The sequence below is a fragment of the Streptomyces sp. NPDC024632 genome (genome assembly GCF_055559175.1).
This window is the reverse complement of record NZ_JBVHLD010000025.1, coordinates 94,262-110,799: the sequence shown is the minus strand read 5'-3', so window position 1 is coordinate 110,799 and position 16,538 is coordinate 94,262. Positions and strand designations below refer to the sequence as shown.

General features: G+C 71.9%; 13 protein-coding genes. 9 read left to right on the top strand and 4 right to left on the bottom strand.

Annotated features, from left to right (window positions below; translation table 11 throughout):
• Positions 1-40: 40 nt before the first annotated feature.
• A complete protein-coding gene (locus ACZ37P_RS36010) occupies positions 41-1,753 on the bottom strand; it encodes an FAD-dependent monooxygenase (protein WP_467350628.1) in 1,713 nt (570 codons plus the stop codon).
• Positions 1,754-2,052: 299 nt separating this feature from the next.
• Between ACZ37P_RS36010 and ACZ37P_RS36005 the strand changes: the two genes are divergently transcribed.
• Entirely contained in the window at positions 2,053-2,820 is a 768-nt protein-coding gene (locus ACZ37P_RS36005; RefSeq protein ID WP_467350626.1) for a response regulator transcription factor, read from the top strand.
• 18 nt (positions 2,821-2,838) lie between these two features.
• A complete protein-coding gene (locus ACZ37P_RS36000; RefSeq protein ID WP_467350624.1) occupies positions 2,839-4,305 on the top strand; it encodes a sensor histidine kinase in 1,467 nt (488 codons plus the stop codon).
• A 97-nt stretch (positions 4,306-4,402) separates the two neighbouring features.
• Here the strand turns inward: ACZ37P_RS36000 and ACZ37P_RS35995 are convergent, their stop codons facing one another.
• A complete protein-coding gene (locus tag ACZ37P_RS35995) occupies positions 4,403-5,419 on the bottom strand; it encodes a TAXI family TRAP transporter solute-binding subunit (protein ID WP_467350623.1) in 1,017 nt (338 codons plus the stop codon).
• Between the two features lie 112 nt (positions 5,420-5,531).
• On the opposite strand from ACZ37P_RS35995, the gene miaB reads away from it, so the two are divergent.
• Together miaB and ACZ37P_RS35985 are read left to right on the top strand one after the other, a co-directional pair.
• The gene (gene miaB, locus ACZ37P_RS35990; RefSeq protein WP_402713621.1) at positions 5,532-7,019 is read left to right on the top strand and encodes a tRNA (N6-isopentenyl adenosine(37)-C2)-methylthiotransferase MiaB; all 1,488 of its coding nucleotides are present in this window, start codon (positions 5,532-5,534) and stop codon (positions 7,017-7,019) included.
• A 99-nt stretch (positions 7,020-7,118) separates the two neighbouring features.
• Positions 7,119-7,868, top strand: coding sequence for a class III extradiol ring-cleavage dioxygenase family protein (locus ACZ37P_RS35985; protein ID WP_467350622.1), 750 nt, complete (start codon positions 7,119-7,121; stop codon positions 7,866-7,868).
• An 86-nt stretch (positions 7,869-7,954) separates the two neighbouring features.
• Here the strand turns inward: ACZ37P_RS35985 and ACZ37P_RS35980 are convergent, their stop codons facing one another.
• Positions 7,955-8,191 (bottom strand): antitoxin, encoded by a 237-nt coding sequence (locus ACZ37P_RS35980; RefSeq protein ID WP_391052242.1) that lies wholly within the window; start codon positions 8,189-8,191, stop codon positions 7,955-7,957.
• 120 nt (positions 8,192-8,311) lie between these two features.
• Here ACZ37P_RS35980 and miaA point away from each other — a divergent pair, with 120 nt between their 5' ends.
• From miaA to hflX, 5 genes are all read left to right on the top strand, one after another.
• On the top strand, positions 8,312-9,226 hold the full coding sequence (gene miaA / locus ACZ37P_RS35975; RefSeq protein ID WP_355338191.1) for a tRNA (adenosine(37)-N6)-dimethylallyltransferase MiaA: 915 nt from the start codon (positions 8,312-8,314) through the stop codon (positions 9,224-9,226).
• A gap of 105 nt (positions 9,227-9,331) precedes the next feature.
• Positions 9,332-9,850 carry a hypothetical protein gene (locus ACZ37P_RS35970; RefSeq protein ID WP_355338786.1) on the top strand — a complete coding sequence of 173 codons (519 nt, stop codon included), beginning with the start codon at positions 9,332-9,334 and terminating at the stop codon, positions 9,848-9,850.
• A gap of 52 nt (positions 9,851-9,902) precedes the next feature.
• Entirely contained in the window at positions 9,903-10,820 is a 918-nt protein-coding gene (dapF, locus tag ACZ37P_RS35965) for a diaminopimelate epimerase (RefSeq protein ID WP_401311859.1), read from the top strand.
• A 185-nt stretch (positions 10,821-11,005) separates the two neighbouring features.
• Entirely contained in the window at positions 11,006-13,177 is a 2,172-nt protein-coding gene (locus ACZ37P_RS35960) for a RelA/SpoT family protein (protein ID WP_467350621.1), read from the top strand.
• A 344-nt stretch (positions 13,178-13,521) separates the two neighbouring features.
• Entirely contained in the window at positions 13,522-15,018 is a 1,497-nt protein-coding gene (gene hflX / locus ACZ37P_RS35955) for a GTPase HflX (RefSeq protein WP_391052231.1), read from the top strand.
• A 105-nt stretch (positions 15,019-15,123) separates the two neighbouring features.
• Here the strand turns inward: hflX and ACZ37P_RS35950 are convergent, their stop codons facing one another.
• Entirely contained in the window at positions 15,124-16,287 is a 1,164-nt protein-coding gene (locus tag ACZ37P_RS35950; protein WP_391052229.1) for a trypsin-like serine peptidase, read from the bottom strand.
• Positions 16,288-16,538 lie beyond the last annotated feature (251 nt).

Here is a 16,538-nt window from a genome sequence, read left to right as displayed (position 1 = left end):
CTGACGGTGACCGTCCGGCAGGGCGTGCCCGGCCCGGCTGCTACCGGGTGTGCCCGCTGACCCGCGTGCCCGCCGCGCCGCCGGGCCCGCCGCCTTCACCGTCACCGTCACCGTCGTCGGCGTCCGGCTCTGTACCTTCGCTGCCCGCCGGCACCGGCGGACCGCCGCGGGCCAGGTCGGCGTACGAGTACAGCTCCGCGGGGCGGCAGCCCACCATCGCCGTGACCAGGCGCCCGTCCGGCCGGATCAGCAGCACACTGTGCGCGGTCGCCCCCGGATACGTCTCGGCGACGACCAGCTCCGCGCGGGTCGGCAGCGCGGCGACCGCGGAGGCGAGCCGGGGCATGAGCCCGGCGGTCAGCCAGTGACGGCTGTCCCACACCCCCGTACCGGGCGCGATCAGCACCACGATCAACCCCCGGCCGAGCCGGTCCCGCAGCCGTCCGACGGTGCCGTCGAGCGCGGTCACCGACACATCGGTCACCGCACCGCCCGGCGGCGTGTCGCACCCGGCGACCAGCGGCGACGGCCCGGACTTGCCGCCTCCGGAGCGCGGCGCGGGCAGCGCGAGCGGCGAGCGCCCGTAGACCGAGGACGCGGCGGCGGACCCCCGGCCGAGATGGCTGTCGGTCAGCAGCTCCGCCTGGCCGCGCGCCGAGCCCGACAGCACCGCGTGCCGTACCGTCTGCCACGTGCCACTGGCCCGCAGCAGCGGAAGCGCCTGGTCGGTGGCGCGCAACCGGGCGCCGACCGCCCCGCGCCGCTCCGCCTCGTAGCTGTTCAGCAGTATCTTCGACGCGCCGTCGTGCCAGGCCAGCGAGAGCTTCCAGGACAGATTCTCCGCGTCCCGCAGCCCCTCCTCGACGCTCTGCGCGCCGAGCGCGCCCATCAGGTGCGCGGCGTCCCCCGCGAGGAAGACCCGCCCCCTGCGCCAGCGCCTGGCCAGCCGCTGGTGCACCGGATAGTCGGCCGAGCCGACGAGTTCGTACGGGACGACGCTGCCGCACCAGGCGGTGAGCGTGGACCGCAGCCGTTCCACCAGCGCGTCGGACGTGAGCAGCCGTCCCTGCGGGGGCAGCAGCCAGTCCAGCCGCCACAGGCCGTCCGGCAACGGACGGGCCGTCACCTCCTGGCCCGCGGGCGCCCCCGGCGGGTCGCGGTGCAGCAACGCCACACCCGGTTCGGGGAGTTCCGCGCGGATCACCGCCACCGCGTGCCGGTCGACGGCGGTGCGGCCGGGGAAACGTACGCCCGTCAGCTTGCGGACCGTCGAACGGGGACCGTCGCAGCCGACCAGGAAACTGCCGCGCCACCAGGTGTCGTGCGACCCGCGGGTGTGCACGGTGATCCCGAGACCGTCCTGCTCGAACGCGTCCACCCGGCAGCCCGGCACGATCCGCACCGACCCGCAGGCGAGCAGCGCGTCGCGCAGGCCGCGCTCCAATTGGTGCTGCGCGATGTGCGTGGGGGAGTCCTCCGGTCCGAATTCGACGCGCAGCACTTCCGTACGACGGCGCAATGTGCGCCAGGCCGACCAGGAGGCTCCGTCGCCGCGGACACCGGCGTAGCCGAGCCGTTCGACGAACGCGACCGTGTCGGGGCCGAGGACCGCGGTGCGTGGGCGCCGTAACCCGTCGGCATCGGTCAGTGCCTCCGCCTCGTCGAGGACGATGACGGGGACGTCGCGGCGGGCCAGAGCGAGGGCGAGGGCCAGGCCCACGGGACCCGCCCCCGCGACGATCACCGGGTCCATGGAGAGGCCCCCGGAAGAAGTGCGGTCACAAAGCGTATGCAACCCACTGCGCCTTCCCACGTCAAGCGACGGTCCCGCCTCGGCGCGGTGCGCCGCTCCACGCGCCCTCCGTGCCCCGTGCGCGCCCTCGGGCACCTCCGGTGCGTACCGGGTCGGTAACGGTCCACCGCGCGAGCCGGTAGGGCCTTGACGCACCCCGTGCCGATCGGCGTGGATTCGGTCCACAGGTACCGCTACCGCACACGAACAACACGATCAGCCGAAATGATCATAAGACCGGATGAACAGGGAGGTTGACGATGCGACTGCTCCTCGTGGAGGACGACGACAGGGTCGCCTCCGCCCTCTCCGCGGTCCTCGGCAAGCACGGCTTCGACGTGCGGCACGCCCGCAGCGGCGAGGAGGCGATCCAGGCGCTGTTGCCCGGCGACGGCCCCGCGTACGACTGTGTCCTGCTCGACCTGGGGCTGCCCGACCAGGACGGTTTCGAGGTGTGCAGCCGGATACGCCGCCGTACCGCGACCCCGGTGATCATGGTGACCGCGCGGGCCGACGTGCGCTCCCGGATCCACGGCCTCAACCTGGGCGCGGACGACTACGTGGTGAAGCCGTACGACACGGGCGAGCTGCTGGCGCGGATCCACGCCGTGAGCCGCCGCCCGCCGCTGAACGCGCAAGGCGCCCCCGGGCCGACAGCCACCGGCGCGACCGTCGCGGGCACCGGAGTGCTGGCCGCCGCGCGGACCGGCGAGACCGGCCCGCAGGAGAGCGCCAAACTGCTGCTCGGCACGGTCACCATCGAACTGTCCACCCGCCGCGTCACCGTGGAGGGCGATCTGATCGCCCTCACCCGCAAGGAGTTCGACCTGCTGTCGCTGCTCGCCAAACGGCCGGGTGTCGTCTTCCGCAGGGAGCAGATCATCAGCGAGGTGTGGCGCACCGCGTGGGAGGGTACGGGTCGCACCCTTGAGGTCCATGTGGCGTCCCTGCGCTCCAAACTGCGGACCCCGGCGATGATCGAGACGGTGCGCGGGGTCGGATACCGGCTCGTCGTCCCCGTCGGCTGACCCGTCGAGGCCACCACCTTGCGCTCCCGCCTGCTCCCGCTGCTCATCGTGCTGATGGCCGGTGTACTGCTGGCCCTCGGCTTCCCGCTGGCCGCCAGCCAGGCCGCGTCCCAGCAGCAGCGCGTCGTGGTCGACCGCATCGACGACACCACGCGCTTCGCGGCGCTCGCGCAGTACGTCACCGCGCGGGACGAACAGACCGCCGTGGACAGCGCCGACGACGAGCGGCTGCACACCCTGCGCACCGAACTCACCCGTTACAAAGAGCTGTACGGCATCGACGCCGGAGTCTTCTACCGCGACCGCACCGCGATGGCCGCCGCGCCCGGCGACTGGAAGGTGCCGGACGAGGGCGAGCTGTTCGACGCCTACAACTCGGCGCTGCTCGGCCGCCGCACCCACGACCCCCGCCAGGTGTGGCCGTGGCAGACCCGCAAACTCGCCATCGCCTCGCCGATCGTCCGGGACGGGGACGTCGTCGCCGTCGTCGTGACCGATTCGCCGACCGGCGCGCTGCGCTCCCGCATCCTGCACGGCTGGCTGCTGCTGGCGGCCGGGGAGCTGGCGGCGATGGCCATCGCCGTGCTCTTCGCCGTCCGCCTGACCGCCTGGGTGCTGCTTCCGGTCGCCACCTTGGACCGCGTCACCCACGACATCGCGACCGGCCGGATGAAGTCGCGTGTCGGAACGGCGGGCGGCCCGCCGGAACTCCGCCGCCTGGTCCGTTCGTTCAACGAGATGGCCGACAACGTCGAGGAAGTCCTCGACCAGCAGCGGGCCTTCGTGGCGGACGCGTCGCATCAGTTGCGCAATCCGCTCGCCGCACTGCTGCTGCGGATCGAATTGCTCGGCCTGGAGCTGCCCGACGGCCACGACGAGGCCGAGGCGGTGAAGGAGGAGGGGCACCGGCTCGCCCAGGTGCTCGACGACCTGCTGGGTCTGGCGCTCGCCGAACGCTCCGGCAGTCATCTGGCCGTCACCGATCTCGCCGCGCTCGCTCGTACCCGCTCGGCGGCCTGGAGACCCGTCGCCGACCAGGCGGGAATCTCCGTGGAGTTCACGGTGGAGGGGGAGGACTCGGAGGACCGGGGAGGTGAGAGCGCGGGGGAGCGGGCGGCGCTCAAGGTGACCGGGTGGGCCGACGCGGTCGCGCTGTCCAGCGCCTTGGACGCGGTGATCGACAACGCGATCAAATTCACCCCGCGCGGCGAGGCCGTCCATGTGCGCGTGGCGGCGGACGACCAGCGCACCGCGATCTCCGTCGCCGACAGCGGCCCCGGTCTGACGGACGAGGAACTCGCCAGGATCGGCGATCGTTTCTGGCGCAGCGCCCGCCACCAGAATGTGCACGGCTCCGGCCTCGGCCTGTCCATCGCCCGCGCCCTGCTGAGCCAGGGCGGCGGCGCCATCAGTTACGGGCGGCGCGACCCGCACGGCCTGGAGGTCATCCTGACGGTGCCGAGGACGGCGCCGGTCGGGGTGTGACCGTACGGTTGTCGGGTCGTACGACCGTCTGATCATGACCACGGAGTGCGCGGCGGGGTAAGCGCGCGGCGCGGCCGAGGTCGCGGCGGAGCACCCGCTACGGCTTCACCGACCGGTAGTACCGCTCCGCGCCGACGTGCAGCGGCAGCGGATCGGTGAACACCGCGGTCCGCAGGTCCACCAATTGCGCGGCGTGCACCTCCTTGCCGATCGCGTCTCGGCTGTCGATCACCGCACGGGTGAGCCGTTCGACCAGGCCGGTGTTCGCGCGGTCCGTGGTGACCAGCAGATTGGCGACGGCGATGGTGGCGATCGCCTGCCCCTTCTGCGCCTGCGGATACGCGTCGGCGGGCATCACGGCCTGCCGGTAGTACGCCATCTGCGGTCCCATGGAATGCAGCTTCGCCACCAGGTCGCCGAGTTGGACGAGCTTGATGCCCGGCGAGGAGTGCGCCATCTCGGCCACGGCGGCGGTCGGCAGCCCGCCCGACCAGAAGAACGCGTCCAGTTGCTTGTCGCGCAGCATCGCGGGCGCCTGGTCGATGCCGACCGGTATCGCGTCCACATCCTTGGTGATGTCCAGGCCCGCCGCCGCGAACAGCCGCCTGGTGATCAGATTGACCCCGGAGTCCGCCTGGCCGACCCCGACCCGCAGCCCGCGCAGATCGCGCGCGGACCGCACCGTGGAATCGCTCGGTACGACAAGCTGCATGTAGTCGTCGTAGAGCCGGGCGCAGGCGCGCAACTGGTCCTTGCCGGGACCGTCGTAATCGGCGACGGCGTCGGCCGCGGCGATGGTGAAGTCCGCCCGTCCTGACGCCACCCGCTTGATGTTGTCGACCGAGCCCTCGGTGTGCACGAGATTGACCCGCACTCCCGGCAGCGCGGTGTGCAGATCGCCCTTGAGGAGCAGCCCGTACTTCTCGTACACCCCGTTGGCGACCCCGGTGGCCAGCGACATCGGCGCCCGCGGATACGAAGGCCCCGCGTTCGGCAGCAGCCACCACAGCAGGAGGGCGAGCACGGAGACCCCGGCCAGCAGCGCCTGGAGCACGCGCCGCCGCCTGCCCAGCGCGGCATCGCGCAGGCGTACGACGGAGCGGGGGAGGTCCATGCATGGGGATCCTGCCAGCCGGGCGGGAATCGGGGAAGGGCGGTCGGCGGCGGCCGGTCCCGGGAAGGCGGGGGCGCCGGGCCCCGGCGACCACGTACTCTGGGTGATTGTTATGAGCGCGCGTACTTACGAGGTCCGCACCTACGGGTGCCAGATGAACGTCCACGACTCCGAGCGGCTGTCCGGCCTTCTGGAGGACGCGGGGTATGTCCGCGCGCCTTCCGACGCCGACGGCGCGGATGTCGTCGTCTTCAACACCTGCGCGGTGCGGGAGAACGCCGACAACCGGCTGTACGGCAACCTCGGCCAGCTCGTACCGAAGAAGGCCGCCAGGCCCGGCATGCAGATCGCCGTCGGCGGCTGCCTGGCGCAGAAGGACCGCGACACCATCGTGAAGCGGGCCCCCTGGGTCGACGTCGTCTTCGGCACCCACAACATCGGCCAGCTCCCGGTGCTGTTGGAGCGGGCCAGGATCGCCGAAGAGGCCCAGGTCGAGATCGTCGAGTCGCTGGAGACCTTCCCCTCGACGCTGCCCTCGCGCCGCGAGTCCGCGTACGCCGCCTGGGTCGCGGTCTCCGTCGGCTGCAACAACACCTGCACCTTCTGCATCGTCCCCGCCCTGCGCGGCAAGGAGAAGGACCGCAGGCCCGGCGACGTGCTCGCCGAGGTCGAGGCCCTGGTCTCCGAGGGCGTCGTCGAGGTCACCCTGCTCGGCCAGAACGTGAACGCGTACGGCTCCGACATCGGCGACCGCGAGGCGTTCGGCAAGCTGCTGCGCGCCGCGGGCACCATCGACGGCCTGGAGCGGATCCGCTTCACCTCGCCGCACCCGCGCGACTTCACCGACGACGTCATCGCCGCCATGGCCGAGACGCCCAATGTGATGCACCAGCTCCACATGCCGCTCCAGTCCGGCTCCGACACGGTGCTGAAGGCGATGCGCCGGTCGTACCGGCAGGATCGTTACCTCGGGATCATCGAGAAGGTGCGCGCCGCGATGCCGGACGCCGCCATCACCACCGACATCATCGTGGGCTTCCCCGGCGAGACCGAGGAGGACTTCGAGCAGACCCTGCACGTGGTGCGCGAGGCGCGCTTCGCGCAGGCCTTCACCTTCCAGTACTCCAAGCGGCCCGGCACCCCCGCCGCCGAGATGGACGGCCAGATCCCGAAGGCCGTCGTCCAGCAGCGGTACGAGCGGCTGGTCGCGCTCCAGGAGGAGATCTCCTGGGAGGAGAACAAAAAGCAGGTCGGCCGCACCATCGAGGTGCTGGTCGCCGAGGGCGAGGGCCGCAAGGACGACGCCACCCGGCGGCTGTCCGGCCGCGCGCCCGACAACCGCCTCGTGCACTTCGAGCGCCCGGACGAGCCGGTCAGGCCCGGAGACATGGTGACCGTCGAGATCACCTACGCCGCGCCGCACCATCTGCTCGCGGAGAAGCCCGCCGTCGCCGTACGCCGTACGCGGGCGGGCGACGCGTGGGAGCGGCGCAACGCGGCCCCGGCCGCGACCGGCACGGGCGTGATGCTGGGTCTGCCGACGATCGGCGCGCCCGCCGTGACGGAGCCGGCGTCGCTGGGCGGATGCAGCGTCCAGTGACGCGCGCGGTCCCGGACACCGGTGCGCGGCCGAACGTGCCGACGCCGTTGTCCGGCGACGGCCGTCTATCCGTGAGGCCGCGCCGGTAAGGTTTCGATCATGCTGGTCGCCGCTGCCGTCTGTCCCTGCCCGCCGCTGCTGGTCCCGGAGGTGGCGGCAGGCGCCGCACCCGAACTCGACGCTCTGCGGGCCTCCTGCGCCGACGCGATCGGCGTCCTGGCCGCTTCCCGGCCCGACCGGCTGGTCGTGATCGGTCCGGCGGACCGGCTGCACCGCGGTGCTTTCGCCGAGGGCGCCACAGGCTCTTTCCGGCCGTTCGGTGTCGCGCTGGACGTCCGCCTCGGATCGGAACGCGGCGCGGCGGCCGACGCCACGGCCGCCCCCGCTGCTGAGGCCGCCGCTGAGCCCGCACGCACGCTGCCGCCCTCGCTCGCCGTAGCCGCCTGGTTGCTGCGCGGCTGGCACGCCGCACCCGTCGAGGGGCTGGGGGTCGGCGAGCAACTGGAACAGCCGCGCTGCGCCGCCGCGGGCCGCGCTGTCGCCGAGGCCGCGGGACGCGTCGCCCTGCTCGTGATGGGGGACGGCAGCGCCTGCCGTACGGTCAAGGCGCCCGGCTACCTGGACGAGCGCGCCGAGCCCTTCGACGTGGCTGTGACCGCGGCCCTGGCGGCGGCCGACACCGACGCGCTCACCGCGCTGGACGCGGAGTTGGCCGATGCGCTGAAGGTGTCCGGCCGGGCGGCGTGGCAGGTGCTCGCGGGCGCGGCACAGGGCGCGGGCCTGGCGGGGGAGCTGCTGTACGAGGCGGCGCCGTACGGCGTGGGCTACGCCGTGGCGACCTGGACCTGAGCCGGAGGGCTACGCGGATACCTGACCCGGAGCCCCCGCCCGGACGCGCGACTCGGACCTCCTACGGCAGGGCGCCGCGCGAGCGCTCAAGCGGTCGCGTCGCCGTCCTTGCCGCTCTTGTCCTTGAGGTTGCCCAAGGCGCCCTTGGCTTTGTCCACCCCGGTGCCGATCTTGTCGCTGTACTTGCCGCCGGTCTTGGAGTCGACGGTGTGCGCCGCCTTCTCCAGTCCCGACTCGATCTTGCCGCCGTGCTGCTGCGCCAAGTCGCCGGCCTTGCTCTTCGCCAAGCCCAGCTTGTCCTTGAACGTGTCCTTGAGGCCCATGCGGCACCTTCCCAAGCATCGTGAATCCCCCGCCCTGTTTCCGACCATACCTGTGCCCGCCCTGGCCTGCTTCACGCCAATCGATCGAGGTCAGCGGCCAATGTTTGCGAGACTGGCCACGTGAAGAACCGTGTGATCGCCGTCGTCGGCCCGACCGCAGCCGGGAAGTCCGATCTGGGCGTGGCCCTGGCCCGGATCCTGGACGGCGAGGTGATCAACGCCGACTCCATGCAGCTCTACCGCGGTATGGACATCGGCACCGCCAAGCTCAGCCCGGACGAACGCCAGGGCGTGCCGCACCACCTGCTGGACATCTGGGACGTGACACAGGCGGCCAACGTCGCCGACTACCAGCGCCTCGCCCGCGTCGAGATCGACCGGCTGCACGCCGAGGGCCGCGTCCCGGTGCTGGTCGGCGGCTCCGGCCTGTACGTACGCGCCGCGATCGACGCCCTGGAGTTCCCCGGCACGGACGCGGCCGTCCGGGCCCGCCTGGAGGCCGAACTCGACATGCGCGGCTCCGGCGCCCTGCACGCCCGGCTAGCCGCGGTCGACCCCGAGGCCGCCCGCGCCATCCTGCCCAGCAACGGCCGCCGGATCGTCCGCGCCCTCGAAGTCGTGGAGATCACCGGCCGCCCCTTCGCCGCCAACCTCCCCGGCCCCGAGGGCGTCTACGACACCGTCCAGATCGGCGTCGACGTCCCCCGGCCCGAACTCGACGAACGCATCGCCCTGCGCGTCGACCGCATGTGGGAGGCCGGTCTGGTCGACGAGGTCCGCGCCCTGGAGGCCGCGGGGCTGCGCGAAGGACGTACGGCCTCCCGCGCGCTCGGCTACCAACAGGTGCTCGCCGCACTGGCCGGTGAGTGCACCGAGGACGAGGCCCGCGCCACGACCGTACGCGCCACCAAGCGCTTCGCACGCCGTCAGGACTCGTGGTTCCGCCGCGACCCGCGTGTGCACTGGCTCACGGCCCGCGGCACGGAACTCGCGCACCAGGCGCTGACGTTGCTCCAAGAAGCGGTTACAGCCTGATCACGTGATGGCATCGGGACGCTCCGGCGTCCCGGACCTGCCGGTCGACCGTGCCATCATCGAGCATCTAGCTACGGTGTCGGAGAATCGGGAGGGCGCGTGGCGATGGAAGCCGGCCCACGCGACACCCCAGCCGGGCGCGACCCCGCGGCGGAAGCCCAGATTCCCCCGGAGTTTCCGCGCAATGGCGCGATCCCCGAGTCGAGGAACACCCTGGAGCCCTTCGAGCCCCTGGACTCCCTCGGCTCCCTGGAAGCGATCGAGCCCCTTCCGCCGATGGAGGAGGGCCAGTCCTTCCGCGAGCTGCGCCCCCAGCGCCGACTGCGGATCTGGCAACTCGCCCCGATCATCGCCCTCGCGGTGAGCGGATCGCTGATGTTCGCCTTCCCCCTCGCCTTCGAATCCGGCGACGCGGGACCTGTCGTCGCCATGCTCGGCCTTCTGCTGTGCTGCTGCTCCGCCGGGTGGGGCCTGATGGCCGCCCGCCGGGTCGGCTACACCTGGCCCGGCCTGCCCGCCCGCGGCTCCGGCGCCCGTGTCGACTGGCGCTACGTGGCCGGATACACCGCGCTGATCGCCCTGCTGGCGGTGCTCGCCGTCTGGCGCGTCGCCCGGTTGCGCTGACGGCCCCGCCCACCAGCCCGTCCCCCTCCGTCGCCCGCGTACGATCGATGACGTGACTGACGCGCGCCACGACACCGCACCGCTCGCCTTCCTCAAGGGCCACGGCACCGAGAACGACTTCGTGATCGTCCCCGACCCGGACGGTCTGCTCGACCTGTCCCCGGCCGACGTCACCCGCCTGTGCGACCGGCGCGCCGGAATCGGCGGTGACGGCCTGCTGCGCGTGGTCCGCTCCGCCTGCCACCCCGAGGCCGCGGCACTCTCCGACCGGGCCGAGTGGTTCATGGACTACCGCAACAGCGACGGCAGCATCGCCGAGATGTGCGGCAACGGCGTCCGCGTCTTCGCCCGCTACCTCCAGCGCACCGGCCTCACCGACGCGGGCGACCTGTCCGTCGCCACCCGCGCCGGCGTCCGTGACGTCCACATCGCCAAGGACGCCGACGACGGCACTCCCGGCGACATCACGGTCCGCATGGGCCGCGCCACGCTTCCCGAAGGCGCCGTCACCGTCACCGTGGGCGACCGCAGTTGGCCCGCGCTCCACGTCGACATGGGCAACCCGCACGCCGTCGCCTTCGTCGACACCCTCGACCACGCCGGTGACCTCCTCCGTGCCCCCGCGGTCGCCCCCGCCGACGCCTACCCGGCGGGCACCAACGTCGAATTCGTCGTCGACCGCGGGCCGCGCCACGTGGCTCTGCGCGTCCACGAGCGCGGTTCCGGCGAGACCCGCTCCTGCGGCACGGGCGCCTGCGCCGTGATGGTCGCCGCGGCCCGCCGCGACGGCGCCGACCCGGCCGTCACCGGCCGCCCGGTCACGTACACCGTCGACGTCCCCGGCGGCCGGCTGGTGATCACCGAGACCGCCGACGGACAGATCGAGATGACCGGACCCGCGGTGATCGTCGCCGAGGGCGTCATCGACCCGGCCTGGCGCGGCGGTCCCTCCGCCGACCCCGGTGCCTGAACCACCACCTTTCCGGCGGTATCCGACCGGGATTCCCGCACACGTTCCCTCGAACGGGTGATGGGGATCACTCTCGGCGAGAGCGTGACTGCCGCACGTGGTGGGCTCGGTAGCATCAATCACCGGCGCGGCCCCACGGGGCGTGGAGAGCGTCCGCAGCCGGTTCAGGCTGCTGGAGGTGCCCGATGAGCGCAGACAACGCGGTGGACGCCGACCGCAGTGCCGGGGCCCCGCGCCGTGGACTGCGCCGGATCGACCTGCTCAGGCTCGGCCGCGCGGCGCTGCTCGGCCCCAGCGGCCGGGATCGCGTGCCCGACGCCATCGAGCACCTCACCAAGGTGCACCGCGCGCGCCACCCCGAAGCGGGCCCCGAAGCGATCGAGACGCTGCGGCGGGCGTATGTGCTCGCGGAGTCCTCGCACCGCGGTCAGATGCGCAAGAGCGGCGAGCCGTACATCACCCACCCGCTGGCGGTCACGCTGATCCTCGCCGAACTGGGCGCGGAGACCACCACCCTGACCGCCTCCCTCCTCCACGACACCGTCGAGGACACCGATGTGACGCTCGATCAGGTACGGGAGGAGTTCGGCCAGGAGGTCAGCTATCTCGTCGACGGCGTCACCAAGCTGGAGAAGGTCGACTACGGCGCCGCCGCGGAGCCGGAGACCTTCCGCAAGATGCTCGTCGCCACCGGCAACGACGTACGCGTGATGTCGATCAAGCTCGCCGACCGGCTGCACAACATGCGCACCCTCGGGGTGATGCGCCCCGAGAAGCAGGTGCGGATCGCCAAGGTCACCCGCGATGTGCTGATCCCGCTCGCCGAACGCCTCGGCGTGCAAGCCCTGAAGACCGAGCTCGAAGACCTGGTCTTCGCGATCCTCCACCCCGAGGAGCACGCCAGGACCCGCGCCATGATCGCCGCGAACGCCGCCGGACCCGACCTCCTCGCGGCTGTCGCCGAGGACCTGCGCAAGGTGCTGCGCGAGGCGGACATCGCCGCCGAGGTCGCCATCCGCCCGCGGCACGCGGTCTCCGTCCACCGCGTCCTGCTCAAGCGCGGCGGCGCGGAACTCGGCAGTTGCGACTTCGGCCGCCTGCTCGTCGTGGTCGCCGAGGACGCCGACTGCTATGCCGTGCTCGGTGAGCTGCACACCTGTTTCACCCCGGTGATCGCGGAGTTCAAGGACTTCATCGCCGCCCCCAAGTTCAACCTGTACCAGTCGCTGCACACCGCCGTCGCCGACGAGCGCGGCCGGATCGCCGAAGTCCTCGTCCGCACCCGGCGGATGCACCGGGTCGCGGAAGCCGGGGTGATCGCGCTCGGCGACCCGCACGCCGTGGAGGAGACTCCGCAGGTCGCCGAGGCCGAGCAGGGTGCGAGCGCGGCGGAGACCTGGGGGAGGGTGGACCCGACCCAACCCGGCTGGCTCGCCCGGCTGTTGGAGTGGCAGCGCGACGCCCCCGACCCCGACACCTTCTGGTCCGCTCTGCGGGACGACCTCGCCCAGGACCGCGAGATCACCGTCTTCGCCACCGAGTCCGGCGAGTCCATCGGCACGATGCGGCTGGCCGCCGGGGCGAGCTGCGTGGACGCCGCCTACGCGGTGCACGGCGAGGCCGGTCACCAGTGCGTCGGCGCCCGCGTCAACGGGCGGCTGGCGCCGCTGGGGACCCGGCTGCGCGACGGCGACACCCTCCAGCTCCTGATGGACGACTCCGCCACCTCCGGCCCCGACGCCGACTGGCTGGAGCACGCCATCACCCCGGCCGCCCGGATCGCCATCACCAGGTGGCTGACCCAGAACCCGGCGACGGCAGACGAGGACAAGCCGGCGTCGGCCCCTGCGGTACGCCCGACCCACGCCGCGGGCCAGGCGCGCGCCGCCGAACCGGTGGCGGTCACCGACCTGCCGCACGCGACCGTGCGGCTGGCCCGCTGTTGCACGCCGGTGCCTCCGGACGGCCTCACGGGATTCGTCATCCGCGGCGGCACCGTCGCCGTCCACCGCGTCGAGTGTCCGAGCACCGCCCGGATGGTCACGGCGGGCCGGGCGCCCGTACCCGTCCGCTGGCGCGACGACGGCCCCGCCAACGGCTTCCGGGCCACGATCCTCGCCGAGGCGCTGAGCCGCCCGCGCCTGCTCGCCGACCTCACCGAGGCCATCGCGGCCCAGGGCGTCGGGATCGTCTCGGCCGCGGTGGAGCCCCCGCAGGAGCACCGGGTGCGGCACACGTACACGGTGGAGCTGCCCGACCCCCAGGCGCTGGCAATCCTGATGCGGGCGATGCGGTCGGTGCCAGGTGTCTATGACGTCTACCGCGCGCGACTGGCCGTCACGGCGGCGCAGCCCTGAGACCAGGGCGTACACACGCTTGGACGCGCGCGAGGACTCTCGTGAGGACGCGGGCGCGGAAGCCCGGGTGCGCACCTGCGGGGACTTCGGGAAGTGGGTCATCACTGTCTCCTTCGATCGTTACTCCCAGTGAACGTCTGGTGGCAGATCGTAGGTTCCGGGGTGATCGTCACCCACACGAGTGATTCCGGCGACGGCCGCCGGAGATCCGGTCCTGTCGGCCGGCGGACAGCCCTCGCGGGTATCCGCGGCGAAACTCGCGTGACCGCGAGTGTCCGGCGTGCGACCATCGTAGTAACGGCAGAAACACCGCCGATTCGTTGACCGCTCGACCAAAGGATCCAATGACCTCCTCTCCTTCTTCCTCTTCGAACAACCGCCAGCGCCTCCCCGAGAGCCTTCGGGCCGACGCCCTGATGGAAGAGGACGTCGCCTGGAGTCATGAGATCGACGAGGACCGGGACGGCGACCAATTCGACCGCTCCGAGCGTGCGTCGCTCCGCCGGGTCGCCGGACTCTCCACCGAACTCGAGGACGTCACCGAGGTCGAGTACCGGCAGCTCCGACTGGAGCGCGTGGTGCTCGTGGGCGTCTGGACCACGGGGACCGTCGACGACGCCGAGAATTCGCTGGCCGAGCTGGCGGCGCTCGCCGAGACCGCCGGAGCACTCGTCCTCGACGGCGTCATCCAGCGCCGCGACAAGCCGGACCCGGCCACGTACATCGGATCCGGCAAGGCACTGGAGCTGCGCGACATCGTCGTGGAGACCGGCGCCGACACCGTCGTCTGCGACGGTGAGCTGAGCCCCGGCCAGCTCATCCATCTGGAGGACGTCGTCAAGGTCAAGGTGGTCGACAGGACCGCGCTGATCCTCGACATCTTCGCTCAGCACGCCAAGTCCCGTGAGGGCAAGGCGCAGGTCTCGCTGGCACAGATGCAGTACATGCTGCCGAGGCTGCGCGGCTGGGGTCAGTCGTTGTCCCGGCAGATGGGTGGCGGTGGCGCCGGTTCGTCCGGCGGCGGCATGGCGACGCGTGGTCCCGGTGAGACCAAGATCGAGACCGACCGTCGGCGTATCCGCGAGAAGATGGCCAAGATGCGCCGGGAGATCGCGGAGATGAAGACCAGCCGCGACCTCAAGCGCCAGGAGCGCAAGCGGCACAAGGTGCCGTCGGTCGCCATCGCCGGATACACCAATGCGGGCAAGTCCTCGCTGCTCAACCGGCTCACGGGTGCGGGCGTCCTGGTGGAGAACGCGCTGTTCGCCACCCTGGACCCGACCGTGCGCCGCGCGGAGACCCCCAGCGGACGGCTCTACACACTGGTGGACACCGTCGGGTTCGTGCGGCACCTGCCGCACCACCTGGTCGAGGCCTTCCGGTCCACGATGGAGGAGGTCGGCGACGCCGACCTGATCCTGCACGTGGTGGACGGCTCGCACCCGGTGCCCGAGGAGCAGCTCGCGGCAGTACGCGAGGTGTTCCGCGATGTCGGCGCGCTGGACGTGCCCGAGATCGTGGTCGTCAACAAGGCGGACGCCGCGGACCCGCTGGTCCTCCAGCGTCTGCTGCGCAACGAGAAGCACGCCATCGCGGTCTCCGCCCGCAGCGGCATGGGCATCGACGAGTTGCTGGAGATCATCGACCAGGAACTGCCGCGGCCCGACGTGGAAGTCGAGGCGCTGGTGCCGTACACGCACGGCGGTCTCGTCTCCCGGGTGCACGCCGCGGGTGAGGTCCTCTCCGAGGAGCACACCGGCGACGGCACGCTGCTCAAGGTGCGGGTGCACGAGGAACTGGCCGCGGAACTGGCCCCGTTCACGCTCGTCGCCAGGACCTGACAGGGCTGAGGCGCCACGGCGGTTCGACGCCGGGTCGCCGCCGCGCGCACTGACATGGGTAAGGGGCCGCCTCCTAGAGGCGGCCCCTTACCCATGCGTCGTCTGCTAGTTGAACTTCTGGCTCACGCCGTCGAAGACCTTCTTCGCCTCGGAACCCAAGTGCGGCCCCGCCAGCCAGGTGTTCGTCACCGGCCCGATCGACGTATTGCTGACCAGTGCCGTCGTCCCGTCCGGCCGCTTGGCGAACCAGCCGCCGCCCGACGAACCACCCGTCATCGTGCAGCCGATCCGGTACTCCGTCGGCGCCTGGGCGTTCAGCGACAGCCGGCCCGGCTTGCCCACGCAGTCGTACATCTGCTGCCCGTTGAAGGGGGGCGCCGCGGGATAGCCCCAGGCGCCCATCGTCCCGATCCGCGTCGCGGACGGCGCGTCGAACCACACCGGCATCGCCGTTCCGACCGTCTCCTCCAGCGACTTGCCGCCCGCGCCCTCCTCCGGCTTCACATGCAGCACGGCGAAGTCGTACGGCGAACCGCTGCCGCCGGACTCGGCGCCCGTGCTGATCCACTGGTCGGAGGTGCTGGCCCAGTCGGCCCAGAACACGCCGTACGGCGCCAGCACATCACGCGAGGCGCCCTCCAGGGCCGCGGCGCTCTTGCCCGTGTCGTTGTAGGCGGGGACGAAGGCGATGTTGCGGTACCAGCCGCCGGAAGCGCCCGCGTGCACGCAGTGGCCCGCCGTCCACACCAGATTCGACTTGCCCGGATGCGCCGGGTCCCGGACCACCGTCGCCGAGCAGACCATCGAGCCCTTGGGCCCGTCGAAGAAGAGTTTTCCGACACCAGGTGCGGCCTCGTGGTACGGCGCCGTGACCCGGCTCGCCTGCACCGGATCCGGCGCAGGGTCGCTCTCGCCCTGGTCGGCCGACACGTTGGTGGGCACCTTCTTGTCGCTCTGGTCCGCGCCCTTCATGCGGTCGTCGCTCCACAGCCCGTTGATCACCGGGTTGACGAAATCCGCCGCCTTGCGCAGCCACTTCGCCTTGTCCCAGTTCTTCCAGCCGCCCTTCTTGTACGCCTGCTCCCACTTCTTCAGGTCGTCGAGGCTGGTCGGGAAGGACGTCGGCAGACCGAGGTTGTTGCCCGCCGTCACCGACGAACTGGGCTTGGCGTCCGCGGAGTCACCGGACGACCCGCACGCGGTGGCGGTGCCCGCGAGGAGAACGGCTGCCGCCGCCGCGGCCACCAAGGGCCTTCGTATGGATGACATGGACTGCTCCCCCTGAGATGTCTTCGGCTGTACGGCAGTTGCCGCCCCCGATGCGCGGTGGCCACCACTATGCCGCTGGTGTGAGGGACGGCCGGGGGTGTTCGCCGGTTCCGCGCCGAAAGTCTCCGGGCCGCCCGTGATCGAGCCGTCACCCAGTCGTTAGTACGGACGGGGGACGACTGCCTGGACGCCGACCCGGAGGAGTGAGCACGTGGCCGCCATTTCGAGCGCGCCGGGACAACGACTGGCGG